This is a genomic window from Enterococcus sp. BWT-B8 (assembly GCF_020567625.1).
Classification (GTDB): domain Bacteria; phylum Bacillota; class Bacilli; order Lactobacillales; family Enterococcaceae; genus Enterococcus_L.
Map to the genome: position 1 here is coordinate 42,671 of NZ_JAJDJV010000007.1, position 18,459 is coordinate 61,129.

Below are 18,459 nucleotides of genomic sequence, written 5' to 3' on the forward strand. Positions count from 1 at the left end.
AGGATCTGTAATTTCTATTATCACATTAGGATCTGCTTCACCTGTTACCGTGTATCCATCCACACTGTCTCCTGTAATTTCTGCTGTTGGTGTTTGTAAAGTAATATCTTCCGGAACAACTACTTTTGCAGGTGCACTTTCATTCCCTTTATCATCCTTGGCAACCACTGTTAATTCTTCTAATGGATTCACTTTATCTGCTGGGATCTCCACCACATAATTACCATTTTCATCGGTTTGTCCGATTCCCACAACATTACCATCAGGATCTGTAATTTCTATTATCACATTAGGATCTGCTTCACCTGTTACCGTGTATCCATCCACACTGTCTCCTGTAATTTCTGCTGTTGGTGTTTGTAAAGTAATATCTTCCGGAACAACTACGTTTGCAGGTGCACTCTCATTCCCTTTATCATCCTTGGCAACCACTGTTAATTCTTCTAATGGACTTACTTTATCTGCTGGGATCTCCACCACATAATTACCATTTTCATCAGTTTGTCCGATTCCCACAACATTACCATCAGGATCTGTAATTTCTATTGTCACATTAGGATCTGCTTCACCTGTTACCGTGTATCCATCCACACTGTCTCCTGTAATTTCTGCTGTTGGTGTTTGTAAAGTAATATCTTCTGGTACAACTACGTTTGCAGGTGCACTTTCATTCCCTTTATCATCCTTGGCAACCACTGTTAATTCTTCTAATGGACTTACTTTATCTGCTGGGATCTCCACTACATAATTACCATTTTCATCAGTTTGCCCGATTCCCACAACGTTACCATCAGGATCTGTAATTTCTATTGTCACATTCGGATCTGCTTCACCTGTTACCGTGTATCCATCCACACTGTTTCCTGAAATTTCTGCTGTTGGCGTTTGTAAAGTAATCTTGTTCTCATACCAAACAGAGGTTTTTCCATCACTGTTGATCACCCAATCCAGGTCAATCAAATTGTCTTTAACAACTGTTCCATTAAAAACAGCATTATAAGGAACTGTAGTATCAACTCCGTAACTTTCTAACCGCTCAAATGTAGGGTCAGTAATTAGCGTTGGAATATCTATAGAAGTATCGCCTAATAATACGCCGTCTCCAAATTCATTAGCAATATTTCCAGTCGTATTGACAACACCTATAGCAACATTAATGGCACTAACAAATGCAGCTTTTGGAGCAATCAAGGCGGCATTTATTGCTGCTGCTATTGTAGAAGAAAATATATTATTTCCAGTCGCCTGAAGACTGTTTGTAGCAGTTTTCAGATTTTCCAAAATAATATTAATACGTTGCGCAATAACTAACGCTAAACCATCATCAAATTGCGCTACTATTTCTTTTTCATTACTTGTCAAATACTCGTCTACATAAAAATCAGCTTGCCCAAACTGAGCTAAATTATTAAGTAAATCCAGTTGATTGTGAATTTCATCAACATTAAATGTGATACCTGTCATGCTGCCAAAACCACCATTAATAACATTTTCAGTAAATGAAAGGAATGTGTTGGCGGCACCAACCAAGGTTTGTATGAATCCTATCTGATCCATTCTTAATGTCACACTTGTATTAATATGTGCTTGCCCATTTGGAGAAACTAACCCAACTAATGGTTCTGGTATTGCTAGTACAGCAGCCTTATTACCAGATAGCGCTACCGAAGCTCCAGCTAATTCATTTCCGCTAATCGTAAAATTTACTTGCCTAGTTACTCCCTCTATAGGGTAAGGTGTTTCAAATGAAGTACCACTATTATTATTTGCAATTAAATTAGTAAATATTTCACCTTGAAGAGCAGCCGCTTCAACTGTCTGAGGTGCTACTAACAATGTTGCCGGTACTACTGCACTTGTCAAAAGAATCCCAGTTGTTGCAACATTCATCAAAACAGATTTTCTGCTTAACGAGCGTTTTCGACTTTTACTGTTAAATAATCTCTTATAATCTCTACTTTTCATTAAATATCACTTCTCTTTCAATTTTTTTGATAGCAAACATTAAGGAAGTAAAAACATTACATTAGAACTATTTAACTTCCTTTACGAAACTAATTACCGATTATCATCTAATGAAAATACTAATTTTTGACAATAAAAAACAGATTGAAAAAACTAAAAAGAGAAATATACTCTCTATAATTTGTTTTTTAATCTGGATTTTTATTAGTATCAGTAGCATTCCTTATTCAAATTTTATTAAGAATAACTGTACTTGGGATCTATTAATAATCCAGCTATTCTAAAATCAGCTGACAGCTCCCCACTGCTACAATAAAAAATCTCTTAGCCCTATACTGTGCTTTTGTCTTTTATATTCGAAGTGGAAATCGTAGCTGTAATACATACTTACAACACTTCTCATTTTAAAATCACCCCCTTTGATACTTTCTTGCCTATTACCAAAAATACTTTGTACATTTTAACTCACATACCTAGATGTACACTTTATGTCTTTTTGATATCACATCCTTCTAATTTTATTAAAAGAATTTACGTGCCTAGATAAATCATTTCTTTTTGATACAGCTCCTTTTATTCAATAATTTGTTTATTTCAAGTTTACATCTATACCAATTATAATTTTGTTATTTCGTAACCTTTTTCACATAAACATAAAAAACAAATAAATCAGACTTAAAAATATCTTTAACGACTAAATGAATATATTTTTATCTATACTGAATAAAACACATCTGGATCAAAAATATATCAAGATCAGATTATGTGCTAAATTCTATGTATTCCAGTTAACAACTTCTTTAGTCAAAGATAACATGTAACAATCAGTCAAAGTTCTCATTTTTATTTTTTTTATTCCCAATATTTTTTTTTCTAAAATTTTGCGGTGTCATTTTGTAATAATTTTTAAAGTTTCGTATAAAGGATTTTGCATCATAAAATCCCAGCTGTATTGCAATATCTTTGATTTTTAAATCCGTTTCAAGCAATTGAAATTTAGCATCATTCAATCTCCTAAATAAAATATATTTATATATGGTCATACCAAATACTGATTTGAACTCTTTTCTGATTTTTGACTCCGATAATTCTGAAAGAGAAAATAAATCATCCAGAGAGATATCCTCCAAATAATGAGAATCTATAAATTCTTTGATTACTTTAATATCTTTATCCATCATTTTCTTTTGAATCAATGATTCATCTCCTGCACTTTCTGTATCCTTTGATTTTGAATACATTTCATACAGAATCAGATTGAGATAGCCATATAGACCCATTTTTTTATTAATCAAATTTTGCTCATTATTGGCAACCTCAATAAAATCTTCAAAGAAGGTCGCAATTTTTTTTGAATTTGATTTTCCTAAATTAAACTTGCTATCCCTTCCCAAAAGCGAAAACATATACGACTTTACAAGAAAAATTGTAAGTACCACATTTTCTTTGCGATATTTTATTCTTGCTGAATGTGGTACTTCCGAGTTAACTACAATAAAATCACCTTTTTCCAGCGAGTAAATCCTATCTGAAATCTGAAAATAATCAATTTTTCCACTTTTGACATAATTAAGTTCTATTTCATTATGCCAGTGTGGCTCTATTCTCCCCCCAATCTCTTTTTGAATTAAGTATTTAAAATTAGCATCTACATTTGCTTCTACAAATTTATATTTGATCATTTTCTTCTCCCCTCAATCTTTACTTTTTAAAGCTGGTTTTCAAATGACAATCACCATTTTTTAACTTCCTACAACTATTTTTTCATTGAATATCCATCAAGCTTTCATCGTCTGTTTTTATATATACCAATTTTTTATAAAATCATAATATTTCTTCATATTTTGACTCCCCCCTATATAATCCTTATTAAAATAACACTGTATCTATAGTATGTCTATTAATTGTTCTCTAAATATTTCTAACAATGCTTTTAAATAACGATCTATTACTATAAAAAAAATAGTGTTATTCAATTTATGCTTTTTTCATTAACAAACCTTAAAATGAATATTATTTTTTCAAAAACTGATAGTTTTAAATATAACGCGCTTTCTTTATTCTTTAATTCATCAATAAAGAACTTCTTGTTTATCAGATAAAAAAGTACTATTAAATTATATTTAGTTAGTTTTTTTCATCCCAAAATAAATATTTCAATTCTTTGTATTTCCAAATGAAAACTGTTGTTCATCTACATTTTTTATACTCTTTTAATTTTCCAGCAAATAATTGATGCTGTTTAGAAAGTAAAAGCTTCACAATGATTATATTTCTATTAATTCACATTTAAAGCATCTATAAATTGTTTAAAATAACGAAAAAAAATTTTTGATTTTATACATAAATTTCCAGAATTTAGTAGAAAAAGATGAAGAAGTATAGACCTTTCCTATATTAATTCTAAATTATTAACTTCATTTGATAGTGGATAACTCTTATTAATGCTTCCATATAGACATGCATGCGTAACAATCAATTAGTTTATAAAACTTGATTTTATTCCTCAAAAATAGCTTGTATACCTCAGTTATGTATACCTCTCTATTGGACTACTACTATTGCTCTAACTATAGAATCTCAAGAAAGCGCTTTCTGAATGAGGTTGTATTCATATTATGCTTTGATTAATTAAACAATAGGAGCACAAACAATACTTTGAATTTACCCAAAGAATAGGAATAGAAAAACCAAAGAGGCAAATCACAATAAAAAACATGTGATTTGCCCCTATTTTAATCAGAAATAAAATAAAAAAATACCCCTCTTTCTATGTTAACGTTGAATCATCACAAAACAACGGTTAAACAACGAGAGGAGCAACTTCACTTTATCATGAGATCAATTGATTTACATCTAGTAAAAGAAGAAGTGGTTGCTTTTTCAGAAAAAACTTGTCCTGGGATTTTCTAACCCACAGCAAAAATTCATTCAGAGTATGGTTTTTAGACTGGTAAAAGAACGGATATTCCTCGCTTCCTTTTATCAACCGGGTATTGGAAGAGTCCAACTAACTGAGTTCAATATTATCAGTTCCATTTTTGCAAGTTTTTTATTGGAATGATATAAGCACAATAGTCAAATAAATTAGTGATCATTCATTCCAGAAAAAGAAGTAATTAATCGCAAATACATATAAAGACTGGAACCCTGTTCATTCGATTTTTAAGGGGTGTGACAAACTATGTCACACCCCTTAAAAATTATATAGTTAAATTATTTATTTAAAGCACCTTTTGCTTGATCTGCTAATGCAGTAAATGCTGCTGCATCATTAACAGCCAAGTCAGCTAACATTTTGCGGTTGATGTCGATTTCAGCCAATTTCAAACCGTGCATCAATTTTGAGTAGCTTAAGCCATTCATACGAGCCGCTGCGTTGATACGAGCAATCCATAATTTACGGAAATCACGTTTTTTCTGACGACGATCTCTGTATGCATAACTGTAAGATTTCATTACTTGTTCTTTTGCTGTTTTGAATAAAGTATGTTTGGATCCGTAGTAGCCTTTCGCTAACTTAAGGATTTTTTTACGACGTTTACGGGTTACTGTTCCACCTTTAACACGTGCCATGTTGATTTCCTCCTAAATATCTATATCTCTTTGAATTTTTTTATTTTTCGTTACAAGAATCGGCCGCTCAAATAATTGCAGCCTTTCAAAATTTAAATTTTGAATGAAAGGAGTGAATTAATCGCAGACAACATCCTGGAAATAAATCGTAATATCTCAAAAATTTATAAAGTAATTTTTAGATATTTCTCAGAATTAACTGCTTTTGCTTCTACGATTCTCACTTTGTTACAACGCTCAAGTCACATAGAGATTATTACAATCTTCTATTATTTCATTCTCGCTAATTGTTGGCGAATACGTTTGAAATCGCCAGCTGATACCATTCTTGCTTTACGTAATTGACGACGTTGTTTTTTAGTTTTACCGTGGAAACGGTGACTTGTAAACGCGCGAAATCTTTTTAATCCGCCTTTACCAGTACGCTTGAAGCGTTTCGCTGATCCGCGGTGTGTTTTTTGTTTTGGCATGACTAATTTCCTCCTCAAAATCTTTTGTTCTAACGAACATATCCATTGATATTTCTCGAATTACTTGTCGTTTTTCGGTGCCAGCGTTAGAAACATGCTGCGTCCATCCATTTTCGCTTTCTGTTCCACTGTAGCAATATCTGCAGTTTCTTCAGCTAAACGATCAAGAACTTTTTGACCAATCTCTTTGTGGGTAATGGCACGGCCTTTGAAACGGATCGAAGCTTTCACTTTGTCTCCCTTTTCCAAAAACTTGCGTGCATTACGAAGTTTTGTGTTAAAGTCATTGACATCAATTGTCGGACTTAAACGAACTTCTTTTACGTTGATCACTTTTTGCTTCTTACGAGCTTCACGCTCTTTCTTCTGCTGTTCAAAACGGAACTTACCATGATCCATTATCCGTGCTACAGGTGGTTTTGCTCCTGGAGCAACAAGGACTAAGTCTAGGTTCGCAGCTTCAGCTATTTGTAGAGCTTCAGCTTTAGTCTTTACACCTAATTGTTCACCATCTTGTCCGATCAATCGTAACTCACGCGCACGAATGCCGTCGTTCACCATCATATCCTTTGCTATGGTCATTCACCTCCAAGTTTCTTAGAGAACATCAAGCAGAGTAATTGATCCGATTTTTCCTCTCATAAAAGAGTATAAAAAAAGCCGGTCCCATAAGAACCCGCGTTAGCTCACACTTATATCTTACTGATATAAGGAATCTACTTATCCGGCCCAGTGATATGCTCAACTTAGGCGAGAAGCGGGTGCTTCTGCTTTTATTTCTCAACTAAGATAGTATAAAACAAATTTGATTGTTTGTCAACATTTTAAATTTTTGAATTTATCCAAAATAAAAACTAATATGAAAAAAGAGAAGTCAATCTAAACAAATTCTTTATAACAAGGAACCGCCTATATTTTACCCTGAATTCTTCTGAACTGTATCAATCTAAACGATTTTGCTTCTCTTTTTCTAAAAATCTTTCTTTGAGTCTCTCCAAACCAAATCAACACTTCATTCGCGGCATGTTTTATGGCATTAGTAAAGTACAAATAGTGATTATTTCTAATATTATTCATGTTCTTGAGAGACCTTCTATTTTCAGAAAAACAAACGACTATGCAGAAGTTCCGCTTCTTTTTATCATTTTCAACTGCTTCGTTAAATAAAAAAGTCACCCTCACTGATTAGCCAAGGTGACGTATTTGTCCATTTAATAATTAGTGAACTGCATGTCTGAAATCAGAATGCTTCCTAGAAAGAGATAATTTGGATTATCTTATATGCCCTAGGCTATCCCTGTAGTCCCTACAGTTTTTATACTTACTTATTTTTTAATCCTTGAAGCAGCAGTTGAATACTGGCATCTGTTTCAGAATCTTCCTTTGCCAGTTCCAGATCAACATCACCAATTAGTCCATTCTTTAAGCTGACAGCCATCTTTTCATCACATTTTTTCAGCTTGATCAGCTGCTTGTCATGCCACGTCGCTTTATACTCCAGTTTAGAAACAAACAAAGCCCATGAGACATCGGAGACTCGCTTATTCAGTTTGTAGTTTCTGCAGAAGTCCTCCTTATGGGCATCTTCCACACAGATAACATCATAGGTATCAATCAGTTCTGTTGTTACTTTATTTAAGAAATCATGACGCTGATTCAAAAGTTTCTCCCTTAATTTAGCAACCTTCATTTTTTGCTTCTGGTAGTTTTTTTGATTCAGCAAATCCAATCCTTTTCTACCAGCCAAGTGTTTTTTTCTTGCCAGTTTCTTTTCCTCTCGTCGAATTCTCTGTTCTATTTCGTCAGTCAGCTGGTCATTATCTATTTTTTGACCATTTGATAAAACCGCAAATTCTGTCTGCCCAAGACTGATTCCCACAGCCCTATTTGTCTTTTCCTTGCAATGAATTTTTTCCTCACAAAGAAGAGAAACAAAATATTTACCGCTGGGAGTTTTGGAAATCGTTGCAGATTTAATTTTACCCTTTATCTCCCGATGTGCCTTAACTTTCACAAATGTTTTTAATTTCGGAATTTTCAAATAATTTAAACCGATAATTTTTATTGTTCCTCCCTGATTATTCGTCGTATAGGAGGTCACCGGATTTTTCCTGGATTTCAATTTGGGAAAACCAACATTTTTTCCCGTATAGTAATATTTTAACCCTCTTTCCAAATAGACCTGCGCATTTGCCAGCGCAAGGCTGTCGGCTTCCTTTAAAAAAGGATATTCTTTCTTATATTTTGCAGGAGTGGGAGGCTTTAAATGCAGATCGGGATTTTTTTTAGAAGCTCTGTACTGCATGATCCGATCCTGCAGCAATAAATTATGAACCAGACTGACACTGTAAAAATTTTTTTCAAAAAATTCAATTTGGGAAGGAGTTGGATAAAGTCTATATTTATAGGCCTTTAATACTTTCACCAATCCACCGCCCTGTATGAGCCAACGAATAAAGAACCCTTGGCGAATAGAAGACTTCCAACAAGTTGTTCCATATCCAGCCAGCTTATATTTTCTCTATTTTCATTTATACACCGAATATAATACAAAAGAGGTCGGGACAAAAGCGATCAGCTCCGAGAATCAAGAAAAAATATCCGAAAATTGTCAAGGAATACTATTCATAAAATGAATAGCTGTGAATGGATACCTTCCTGGAGCTGCTATTATTTTCAGGATCATTCGGCTTAATTCCGAAGGAGCTGCTTTTGTACCGCCATTTATTCGGGGTTAGATATGAAGAGAGTTTGAAACGTTATTTCTGTCCCAAACTCCTTTGTATGGCCAGTCAGAGAACTTAAAAGTCAGAATCATCCGATACTTTCTCTGACTGTATAACAACAAAATAATCATCCGAAAAATTTTGGAATCTCTCATCCTATTACTCAGTTTTAAAAAGCGCCACACCTCACTGATGTGCCTGTGCTTTTCTATTTTCAATTTTTTCATGATACATTTCAACTTCATCTTCTGAACAGTAAACATAGTGCTCTGGAGCCACTTCACGCAATTTGCGCTCTTTTCCATCTTCCGGCTGCGGTTTATAAATAATCCGTTTACGTGTACGTTCGTAGTCAGGGTCCGGCAACGGAATCGCAGAAAGTAAACTTTCTGTATAAGGATGAACACCGAAGTTATAGATATCATCACTTGAACCCATTTCAAGCAGTTTTCCGCTATGCATTACACCAATACGGTCACTGATATGTTTCACCATTGACAAGTCATGGGCAATAAACAAATAAGTTAAGCCTGACTCTTTCTGCAGATCCTGAAGCAGGTTTACAACCTGAGCCTGAATCGATACATCCAATGCAGAAATTGGCTCGTCACAAATAATAAATTTAGGATCAACTGCCAATGCGCGGGCAATTCCTATTCGCTGACGCTGTCCGCCAGAAAACTCATGAGGGTAACGAGATGCATGATTCGGATCAAGTCCAACTACTTTAAGCAATTCTTCAACCTTCGCTGTCCGCTCTTTATCATTATTTACCAGATGGTTAATATCTAATCCTTCAGCGATAATGTCATTTACTTTCATTCTAGGATTTAGAGAAGCATACGGATCTTGAAAAATCATTTGAACTTCCCGTCTAAACGCCTGCATCTTCTGTTTGGAGCGAATATCAGCGATATTTTCTCCATCAAAAATGATTTCTCCAGCTGTCGGATTGTACAGACGAATAACACTTCGTCCAGTTGTTGATTTCCCGCTGCCTGATTCACCAACCAATCCAAATGTTTCACCTTCATAGATATGGAAACTAATGTCATCTACTGCTTTTACTTCATCTGGACGGCCAACATTGAAATATTGCTTCAGCCCTTTAACATCTAAAAGTAATTTACGTTTTTCAACATTCATTAATTAGCTCCTCCTGTTTCTGAAAAATGATGACGTTCGTTATAAAGAGCCCAACGTCTTTGTATTTCTGCTGGAGGAGTTACTTTTGGTGCTTGCGGTGCTAAAAGCCATGTCGCAGCTTTATGCGTAGGAGAGACTTCAAAATATGGAGGAGCCTGCTCCGCATCAATTTTCAATGCAAATTCGTTTCTTGGATAGAAGGCATCCCCTTTGGGAGGATCCAGCAAATCGGGAGGAGAACCGGGAATCGCATAAAGTTTTTCCTCAGTCCCTTCCAAAGTCGGCATTGACCCCAACAGTCCCCATGTATATGGATGCTGCGGATTATAGAAGATTTCTTCTGAAGTCCCGACTTCGACAATACGACCACCATACATAACTGCCACACGATCAGCTACGTTGGCCACAACCCCTAAATCATGGGTAATGAAAATAATGGAGGTACTGATTTTTTGCTGCAAATCTTTCAGCAATTCCAGAATCTGCGCCTGAATTGTTACGTCCAACGCAGTCGTTGGTTCATCTGCAATCAGTATTTCTGGGTAACAAATCAAAGCGATCGCAATAACGATCCGCTGACGCTGACCACCTGAAAATTGGTGAGGATAGTTCTTCAAACGCTTTTCAGCATTCGGAATCCCTACAAGCTTTAACAATTCCAGCGCCTGAGCCAATCCTTCGCTTTTTGAAACTTTATTGTGCTTAATCAGCGATTCGGCAACCTGTCTGCCAATCGGCATTGTCGGGTCTAAAGAAGTCATGGGATCCTGAAAGATCATCGCAATTTCTTTCCCACGAATCGTCTGCATTTCTTTTTCAGTCTTTTTAACGATGTCAGATCCTTTAAACAGAATCTCACCCTTATCGATATTCGCATTGTCACTTAACAGGCGCATGATTGTTCTAGTCGTTACAGACTTACCACTGCCTGATTCACCAACGATAGCCAGTGTCTCACCTTTATGAAGATCAAAGTTCACACCGCGAATGGCATTGACTTTTCCTGCGAATGTATCAAAAGATATGTGTAAATCTTTTACTTCCAATACTTTTTCCATAGTCATTCACTCTACTCTTTCATCTTAGGATCTAAGGCATCACGCAAACCGTCAGCCAGTAAATTGAAACAAATCATAATTACAGATAATGTTGCTGCTGGTATCCACATCAGGTATGGCAGGAATCTGAAGGTCTTATATCCTTCATTCAACAACGTACCTAGTGAAGCAGTCGGCGGTCTCAGACCTAAACCGATGAAACTCAGGAATGCTTCGAAGAAAATTGCTGCTGGAATACTGAACATCATTTGAACAATAATGACACTTGAAATATTAGGCAGGATATGTTTTACAGCGATCTTCAGACGGGATTCGCCCAAAGTCTGAGCAGCTAAAACAAATTCCTGATCCTTCAATTTCAAGGTCTGGGCTCGAACAATCCTGGCCATCGATATCCAGTTGGTCACGACCATGGCCAAAACAATTGAAAGAATACCTGGATCAAAGACAGTCAGCATCAAAATCATAACCACCAGATTGGGAATCCCGGAAAGAACTTCCAGAATACGCTGCATTACTGTATCAACACGACCGCCAAGCAATCCTGATATCAGTCCATAGGTTACCCCTATCGAAATATCCAGTACAGCTGCAATGAATGCAATCAACAGCGATACACGTGTTCCCATCAGCAAACGGCTCAGAACGTCACGTCCAAGTCCATCTGTTCCCAAATAAAAACGCAGATCATCTGGAACGTTTGCCTGTGCGTATTTATCTACAATCTGTCCTGCAACAACCGCTTTACCATTCAAGCCATTAATTCCATCCAAACCCGGAATTTTAGGCGGCAGGTTAATATACGAGATATTCTGCTTTGTCGGATCATGTGGAGATAACCAAATTGAACCAATAGAAATAATTACAATGACCACTAAAACAGCCATTGAAATAACCGCAGCTTTATTTTTCTTTAAACGGCGCCATGAATCTTGTAGGAAGCTCAAAGACGGCATTGCAATCCGTTCTCTCTCTTTAGTCGTCGAAGCATCAAGAAGCTGAAATTCATCAGCAGAAATATTTTTAATCGTATCTGGTACTTTATTCAAATTAATACTTTCCATTAGCTTCGGTCACCTCCTGAAACACGGATTCTCGGATCAACCAATCCATACAACAAATCGACAACAAGAATAACTATAACCAATAAAGTGGAATAAAGTATCGTTACAGCCATAATTGTCGGATAATCATTTGTCATGATTGATTTAACAAACTGCTCCCCGATTCCCGGGATAGCAAAGATATTTTCAACTACCAGTGAACCTGTCATCAAACCAACAGCCAAAGGTCCCAATAAAGTGATCAATGGGATCAAGCTATTTCTCAAACCGTGTCTGAATGCCACTTGCCAGCGGCTTAAACCTTTTGCTCGAGCCAGCTCTACATAATCACTGTGCAGCACCTCCACCATCTCGGTTCGAATGAATCTGGCTGAGTCTGCCATAGGACTCATCGCTAATGCGATTGTCGGTAAAATTGTTGAAGCAAATGTTTCCCATTTTGCAATAGGCAGTATACCCAATTTCATTGCAAACACATACTGCAGCAGCACGGCAAAGACAAAGTTGGGAATCGAACGCCCTAAAATTGCCATTAATGTTGCCAACGTATCCACCCAGGTATTTTGACGCATTGCTGCGATAATCCCCAGTAGTATACCTACAAATGTACCGAATAGAATCGCCTGTCCTCCTAATTGTACAGACGGACCGATACGATTAATCAAGAGTTTGGCTACCGGCTGATTTTTAAATTGGAACGAAATCCCAAAATCACCCACCAAAAGATTTTTTAGATAAATTCCGTATTGAACGATAACCGGTTTATCCAGCCCGGACTGCTTGTTCAACATGGCAATTGTTTCAGGACTAAGTTTTTCTTGGTTGGTATATGGAGTACCAGGTAATAATTGCATTAAGAAAAACGTAATCGTTGCGATTAACCACAATGTGATTATCATGAAGAAGACACGTTTAAGAAAATATTTCCCAAAACTGTTCAAGAATGACACCTCCGAAATTATTTTGACTTCAACAGCTGTTTTCGATAAAGTATAGACAATAAAACTAATATAGACAAGGATGACCTCATGAAAAAGTTAAAATGGTCTTTTACCACATTCGTTATTTCAAGTTTTTGCATTTTTATCTATCTGTTCCTGATAAAAAAATCAGTGACTATCCAATCAGTATCAGATACGTTCTTCATCGTTTCACTTTTCTTTCTCATTATCGGTATGGCCCTATGGATTATGTCTTCAGGATTTTTTGATAATTTTCAGTACTTCATGAAAAAAGCGCTTCGTCTGAGAAAGAAAAACGAACCGAAAGAATATATCCCATTCTCAGAAATCGGTAAAGCCCATCGGCTGTACTGGCTTACAACAGGGGGATATTTACTGATTCCAGCTATTGTTTCTTTACTATTTTACTTTTTCTAAGCAAAGATAGCAAGAGGACCGTTGTCTTTTTAAGAAGACAAGGGTCCTTTTGCTATAAACGGCTCATTTCATTTTTATTCTGAAATGTATGTCCATTTGTAATCATATTGTGCTCCAGCAGGGTGGAACCCAACATCTTTTACTTTAGCTGCACGAAGGTGACCTTCTGCTTTTTGATAAAGTGGAATGACACCCATTTCACCGATAATAATCTTCTCAGCATTTACCATGTCATCCCAGCGTTTTTCAGGATTGTTGGCATTTGTAGTAGAAGCTGATTTCAAATAGTTGTCATATTCAGTATTTGAGTATTTACCACGGTTGTAAGAGTTGTCTGTGATAAACAAGTCCAGGAAGCTGCTTGGATCAGCATAGTCTGCTCCCCATCCGCCCATAACTACATCGAAGTCGCCTTTGTTTGAACGATCAAGACGTACAGAGAATGGTACAGGACTCAATGTCACAGTAACTCCGTCAAGTGTTTCCTGAATAGCACCTTGGATGTACTCAGTTACTTTCTTGGAAGAATCTGTATCAGAAGAAAGGATATCAAATTTCAGTGAATCAATATTCAATTCCTTCTTCGCTTTTTCCCAATACTCTTTTGCTTTGTCTGCATCGGCAACAATATCATCGCCTGCATCTTCAACAAAGTCAGCCCCAGTATCAGGGTTTTTAGACATATCAGCAGGTGTTAGTCCTTTAGGAGCTACTGAACCATCACCCAGAATTGAATTAACCAACGCTTCACGGTCGATAGAATAAGAAATTGCTTTTCTCAGATTTTCATTTTTAAATGGAGAATCATCATCAATCTGGTTCAACTCAAGATATTGAGTTGTTGCTTCTTTTTGGCTTACATATTCTGGATCGTTTGCCATTTGCTGTGCCAGCTCACCAGTTAAGATTACGTCATCTGTCTGTCCGTCCTGGAATAGGTTCAGTGAAGTTGGTGCTTCTTTAACAACACTTACTTGAACTTCTTCCAATTGAACTGTGTCAGCATCCCAGTAGTCTGCATTTTTCTTGTATGACCACTCAGTGTCAGTCCCCGGACCATCAAATCCGTCTAACACGAATGGACCGTTATAAACAGCATTTTCACTTGTTGCTGCATATTCTTTTCCATATTGCTCCACAATGTCTTTTCTTTGCGGGAAGAATGAAGGGAAGGCTAATAGGTAATCAAAATAAGGAGTAGCAGATTCTAAAGTAATTTTAAGTTCATAATCACTGACTGCTTCAATTCCCAATTCTTCTTTGTCTGCTTCACCATTTACAATCTTGTCGCCATTTTTAACTGGTGCAAACATGTAGCCGTATTCTGAAGCTGTTGCAGGATCAACGGTACGCTGCCAGCCAAAGACATAGTCTTCTGCTGTTACAGGTTCACCATCTGACCATTTTGATTCCTCATTCAGCTTCAATGTATAAACTAAACCGTCATCACTGACTTCTGCCAATTCTGCTGCTCCTGCTGGGATCGGTGTGTTATCCAGATCCAAACGATATAATCCTTCATACACATTGTTTAATGCAGTAAAGCTGATAACGTCTGTCGCTACAGATAAATCTGCACTTGGCATTTCCTGCTGCTCGATCACACGGTAGATTTGTTCTCCGCTGGCTGTTCCATTATTAGTTGAAGAACTTGCTGAATCATCAGTTGTTCCTCCACCGCCTCCACATGCTGCAAGCAAGAGTGTCGTACTAAGTAATGTTACTGCACCTAAAGTAAATGACTTCTTTAACTTCATCCCTTTTCCTCCTAAGAATAGTCGTCTTCATTTTTCAGAAAACTCAGAATTTAATAATTATTTATGCTATGGGTTATAGTTTACATTCTTAATATTAAAAAATCAAGAAAAATCTTATGCTATCTTAATAATCCCTCAAAGAAATTACTTCAAGAAAAATATTAATATCTCAAAGTCTTTGTTACACGGCACCTTCTAGGAAAATACTTAATAATTTATGCTGTGTATCCCCATTCTATTCTAAGAATCCTCATTTTTCATTTATGATTTCATAAAAATAAATCTCAGTGTTAGTATATAATGAGATAACTTTAATTAATGAAGGAGAATTTATATGAAAGAAAAAAAGAGAATTGTGCCTATTCTTCCTGCCGGGCTGACAGAGAATTCTCCAACTTTTGAAGACGAATCCATTATTGAAACAATTTACATAGAAAATCAGCGGGTAGACGGTGCAGATTTTCACCATTTATTTTTCAAGGAAAGTTATTTCAAAAGGCTCCAGATTTCTTCCGGCTTTCTTAAACAATTTGAATGCATAAATGTTATTTTTGAAAATTGCGATTTCTCAAACACTGAGTGGATTGGTGCCGGCTTTCATCAGGTAGAGTTCCGCCAATGCAAATTAACAGGTACAAATTTTGCAGAAAGCTATTTGAAGGACTGTCTTTTTACCGACTGTATGCTGGACTATGCTTCATTTGCTGCTTCAACAATGAAAGTTGTTCATTTTGCTGCTTCCAGTTTAAGACAAAGTGATTTCTCTGAGATTGACTGGCAATACCTTCGATTAACAGACTGCACATTAACACAAAGTCAGTGGTTCCACACACTGTTAAAGAATCTTGATCTTTCAAAAAATCAGTTTGATACGATAGCAACGTCTCCAGAATCCATACATGGCGTAATTGTCAATGCAGAGCAGGCTTTGATTCTTGCGGAGACACTTGGGATCATTGTAAAATAGGTCAGAACCAATTTGCTTTCCGCTTTTACAAATAAGAAGAAACAAGTACATTTGAATTTAATTTTTTCTTTAGAAATAGGAGAAAGAATTTTACTTACCTTTTCTTTTTAGATAAACTGGTGAGGGTTAACTTGTGAAAATATTAGAATCGCAGGCGAGTCTTTCCGTCTGCTTTTTATTTGGGATAAAAGAGGCCGGGACAGGAGGGCTCAGCTTCGAACACTAAGCAGATATCATGCAACATCTACTCTGACAAGTTAATCATAGTGCTTTATGACAACAAGAAGGAATAACGAAAATAACAAAAAAGCTTGCGGGAACATACCGCTATATTTTGAATAATCGCAGACCCCTCTGCATATGGCCTAGGCTATGACGAGTGTTCAACGAGGAAACATCTATTTTTTTACAAAATAGTGATTCTCAACAATTTCGGCTTATTATCGAAGAAGTTGTCTCTGCAGTTACTCGAGACATACAAAGACTGCTCCTACAGTTATTCATTGCAGTCTTTATGTGTACCGAATAACCACAGATACAAAAGAACCTTTTGCTTCTGTCCCGCCATTTATTCAGATTTCCGAATGCTATTAGTTATGTTGCAACCCCCAGTTCCTGCATTGAAGATCAGGTACTTCTGTTTTTTGAGCAGGTTCATTTGATTCTAACTGGATGACTTTACAAATCGAAAGGAGAAATAATCGTGAAAAAAGAATTTATAGAGGTTTGGGGAGATTTGGTCGCAATTAAAGACCTGATCATTTCAATTATTATTTGTAGTGGATTTACAATGGGTGCCTATTTTATCGCTCCTTCTTCCGATCAGACAAAACAGTTGTTTTTCGGACTTGGCGGTGCAGTAGCAGGATTTCTTATCTCAACGCTCTTAATTAAACCAAAACGTACTGTACAGGAGGAGAAATAAAATGGATTTTTCTTTACTTCTGCAGATGCTGCTGGCAATTTTCGGTGCTATTGTCCTCTATACATTTATCGGCTTTGTACCCGGTACAGATGAAACTTCTGTTTTAATGCCTGTTACGCTTGCCATTGTACTTGCAGGTGTCAAACCTATTGTCGTGCTTACATTTTTCATTTCAGCCATTATTACATTAAATTTGATGAATGCTATTCCCACGGCTTTGGTTGGGTTGCCCGGCGGTGTCATGTCCACTCCAATGATTGAACATGCACTGTTTCTGAAAGAAAAAGGTATGGCCGCTGCAAGTATTAAAAAAATGGCAACCGGCTCTGTTATTGGAACAGCTGTTGCTATTCCTGTCAGCCTGCTGCTGGCAAATATCCTTGCTCCGTTCTCAGAAACAGTAAAAGATTATGCCTCTCTGCTGTTTGTTGTCGGTGCAGTTTTCCTTGCACTAATTGGTAAAAACAAAATATTTGCATTGATCAGTATTATTCCTTTGGCATTACTGTTTCAAGGCCTTCGTTACTTATACTGGGGAATCGGAGCCGTACCACAGGAAAAAACAGTGACTACATCTTTCTTTTTAGGTATTACCATTGGTCCGCTGATTGTTTCTTTACTCGGATTACTGAACAAACAGAAGCGGGTTCAACTGCCGCGTCATGATAAAAAAGATATTTTTATCAAAAAAGCAGATGAAAATAGTGCATTAATGCATCCTTTAAAAACAATTACCAAAAAAGAAGCTGGAACCAGTGCTGTCGTTTCTTTACTGTCAAATTTCCTCTTTTTCCTGAGTCCAGTTGGGCTGACTATTCTATTTGGCGAAATCACAGCCAACAGAGAAATGGATCCAGTAAAAAGAGCAAGCATGGCAATTACATCAATGAGTGCACTGTCCCATGCAACCTATCTTTCCGGAGTGATTATTCCCCTGATTGCTTTAGGGATTCCATTGTCTCCTGTTGCAGTTGGACCGGCAAATGCATTGTTTAATGCACCTCCTGTCTTCACTCTGGATAATAATATCCACCATCTGCTATCAAAAAATGAATTTATTTTTGCTATTATACTGGCATCTGTGATTGCTTCAGTTGCTACCTATTTAATTGCGATGAAATATGCACAGCAGATGACAGCTTTTGTTTTGAAGAAAATACCACATGAAGCGATTTTAGGCTTGTTTGTTGCCTTTATCTTTTTATTAGCCTACATGGATGCAGGTTTTATCAATGTATTCGGCGTTCTGCTTGTGGGAATTGTCTGCGGCACGTTGAATAATATGGGGGTCAATTACGGAGTACAGTTCATGATCTTATATGCGGCTCCATGGATCACTGCACATCTGCTTTTCTAGGCACACAGAACAGTAAATACCATTAAACAATACGGATTGAATAAATGAAATAAACTATCTATGGCGTAT

At 36.5% G+C, this 18,459-nt stretch carries 15 protein-coding genes and 1 other annotated feature; of the genes, 4 read left to right on the forward strand and 11 right to left on the reverse strand.

The window, feature by feature from the left end; all coding sequences use genetic code 11:
* From LI951_RS08135 to opp3b, 10 genes are all read right to left on the reverse strand, one after another.
* Window positions 1–1,965: adhesive domain-containing protein (locus LI951_RS08135; protein WP_229441825.1), on the reverse strand; the 1,965-nt coding region annotated here is incomplete at its 3' end.
* A gap of 824 nt (window positions 1,966–2,789) precedes the next feature.
* Window positions 2,790–3,647 (reverse strand): AraC family transcriptional regulator, encoded by an 858-nt coding sequence (locus LI951_RS08140; RefSeq protein ID WP_202064193.1) that lies wholly within the window; start codon window positions 3,645–3,647, stop codon window positions 2,790–2,792.
* A 1,534-nt stretch (window positions 3,648–5,181) separates the two neighbouring features.
* Entirely contained in the window at window positions 5,182–5,541 is a 360-nt protein-coding gene (rplT, locus tag LI951_RS08145; protein WP_202064192.1) for a 50S ribosomal protein L20, read from the reverse strand.
* Window positions 5,542–5,810: 269 nt separating this feature from the next.
* Window positions 5,811–6,011, reverse strand: a complete 201-nt coding sequence (rpmI, locus tag LI951_RS08150) for a 50S ribosomal protein L35 (RefSeq protein WP_202064191.1) — start codon at window positions 6,009–6,011, stop codon at window positions 5,811–5,813.
* Window positions 6,012–6,071: 60 nt separating this feature from the next.
* Window positions 6,072–6,593, reverse strand: a complete 522-nt coding sequence (infC, locus tag LI951_RS08155; protein ID WP_202064190.1) for a translation initiation factor IF-3 — start codon at window positions 6,591–6,593, stop codon at window positions 6,072–6,074.
* A 63-nt stretch (window positions 6,594–6,656) separates the two neighbouring features.
* Window positions 6,657–6,790: a sequence feature (ribosomal protein L20 leader region), on the reverse strand.
* 542 nt (window positions 6,791–7,332) lie between these two features.
* Complete coding sequence (locus LI951_RS08160) at window positions 7,333–8,436, reverse strand: transposase (RefSeq protein ID WP_229441826.1); 1,104 nt, start codon at window positions 8,434–8,436, stop codon at window positions 7,333–7,335.
* Between the two features lie 487 nt (window positions 8,437–8,923).
* Complete coding sequence (locus LI951_RS08165; protein ID WP_202064188.1) at window positions 8,924–9,883, reverse strand: ABC transporter ATP-binding protein; 960 nt, start codon at window positions 9,881–9,883, stop codon at window positions 8,924–8,926.
* The gene (locus tag LI951_RS08170) at window positions 9,883–10,947 is read right to left on the reverse strand and encodes an ABC transporter ATP-binding protein (RefSeq protein ID WP_202064179.1); all 1,065 of its coding nucleotides are present in this window, start codon (window positions 10,945–10,947) and stop codon (window positions 9,883–9,885) included. The genes LI951_RS08165 and LI951_RS08170 overlap by 1 nt, the downstream gene beginning before the upstream one ends.
* A gap of 5 nt (window positions 10,948–10,952) precedes the next feature.
* Complete coding sequence (opp3C, locus tag LI951_RS08175; protein WP_202064177.1) at window positions 10,953–12,005, reverse strand: oligopeptide ABC transporter permease; 1,053 nt, start codon at window positions 12,003–12,005, stop codon at window positions 10,953–10,955.
* Complete coding sequence (gene opp3b, locus LI951_RS08180; protein ID WP_202064175.1) at window positions 12,005–12,946, reverse strand: oligopeptide ABC transporter permease; 942 nt, start codon at window positions 12,944–12,946, stop codon at window positions 12,005–12,007. Before opp3b ends, opp3C begins: the two co-directional genes overlap by 1 nt.
* A gap of 87 nt (window positions 12,947–13,033) precedes the next feature.
* Here opp3b and LI951_RS08185 point away from each other — a divergent pair, with 87 nt between their 5' ends.
* The gene (locus tag LI951_RS08185) at window positions 13,034–13,384 is read left to right on the forward strand and encodes a DUF3899 domain-containing protein (RefSeq protein ID WP_229441827.1); all 351 of its coding nucleotides are present in this window, start codon (window positions 13,034–13,036) and stop codon (window positions 13,382–13,384) included.
* A 74-nt stretch (window positions 13,385–13,458) separates the two neighbouring features.
* Here LI951_RS08185 and LI951_RS08190 read toward each other — a convergent pair whose 3' ends face one another.
* The gene (locus LI951_RS08190) at window positions 13,459–15,141 is read right to left on the reverse strand and encodes a peptide ABC transporter substrate-binding protein (RefSeq protein ID WP_229441828.1); all 1,683 of its coding nucleotides are present in this window, start codon (window positions 15,139–15,141) and stop codon (window positions 13,459–13,461) included.
* Window positions 15,142–15,475: 334 nt separating this feature from the next.
* Here LI951_RS08190 and LI951_RS08195 point away from each other — a divergent pair, with 334 nt between their 5' ends.
* The 3 genes from LI951_RS08195 to LI951_RS08205 all read left to right on the forward strand — a co-directional run bounded on the left by LI951_RS08195 (window position 15,476) and on the right by LI951_RS08205 (window position 18,390).
* Complete coding sequence (locus LI951_RS08195; RefSeq protein ID WP_229441829.1) at window positions 15,476–16,108, forward strand: pentapeptide repeat-containing protein; 633 nt, start codon at window positions 15,476–15,478, stop codon at window positions 16,106–16,108.
* A gap of 703 nt (window positions 16,109–16,811) precedes the next feature.
* Window positions 16,812–17,033 carry a hypothetical protein gene (locus LI951_RS08200; RefSeq protein ID WP_202064167.1) on the forward strand — a complete coding sequence of 74 codons (222 nt, stop codon included), beginning with the start codon at window positions 16,812–16,814 and terminating at the stop codon, window positions 17,031–17,033.
* Between the two features lies 1 nt (window position 17,034).
* Window positions 17,035–18,390: a tripartite tricarboxylate transporter permease gene (locus tag LI951_RS08205; RefSeq protein WP_229441830.1), complete on the forward strand. Its 1,356-nt coding sequence runs from the start codon at window positions 17,035–17,037 to the stop codon at window positions 18,388–18,390.
* Window positions 18,391–18,459 lie beyond the last annotated feature (69 nt).

Coding starts and splice junctions, on each gene's coding strand:
- LI951_RS08140 (WP_202064193.1), bottom strand. CDS start 3,647: ATGATCAAATATAAATTTGTAGAAGCAAATGTAGATGCTAATTTTAAA.
- rplT (WP_202064192.1), bottom strand. CDS start 5,541: ATGGCACGTGTTAAAGGTGGAACAGTAACCCGTAAACGTCGTAAAAAA.
- rpmI (WP_202064191.1), bottom strand. CDS start 6,011: ATGCCAAAACAAAAAACACACCGCGGATCAGCGAAACGCTTCAAGCGT.
- infC (WP_202064190.1), bottom strand. CDS start 6,593: ATGACCATAGCAAAGGATATGATGGTGAACGACGGCATTCGTGCGCGT.
- LI951_RS08165 (WP_202064188.1), bottom strand. CDS start 9,883: ATGAATGTTGAAAAACGTAAATTACTTTTAGATGTTAAAGGGCTGAAG.
- LI951_RS08170 (WP_202064179.1), bottom strand. CDS start 10,947: ATGACTATGGAAAAAGTATTGGAAGTAAAAGATTTACACATATCTTTT.
- opp3C (WP_202064177.1), bottom strand. CDS start 12,005: ATGGAAAGTATTAATTTGAATAAAGTACCAGATACGATTAAAAATATT.
- LI951_RS08185 (WP_229441827.1), top strand. CDS start 13,034: ATGAAAAAGTTAAAATGGTCTTTTACCACATTCGTTATTTCAAGTTTT.
- LI951_RS08190 (WP_229441828.1), bottom strand. CDS start 15,141: ATGAAGTTAAAGAAGTCATTTACTTTAGGTGCAGTAACATTACTTAGT.
- LI951_RS08195 (WP_229441829.1), top strand. CDS start 15,476: ATGAAAGAAAAAAAGAGAATTGTGCCTATTCTTCCTGCCGGGCTGACA.
- LI951_RS08205 (WP_229441830.1), top strand. CDS start 17,035: ATGGATTTTTCTTTACTTCTGCAGATGCTGCTGGCAATTTTCGGTGCT.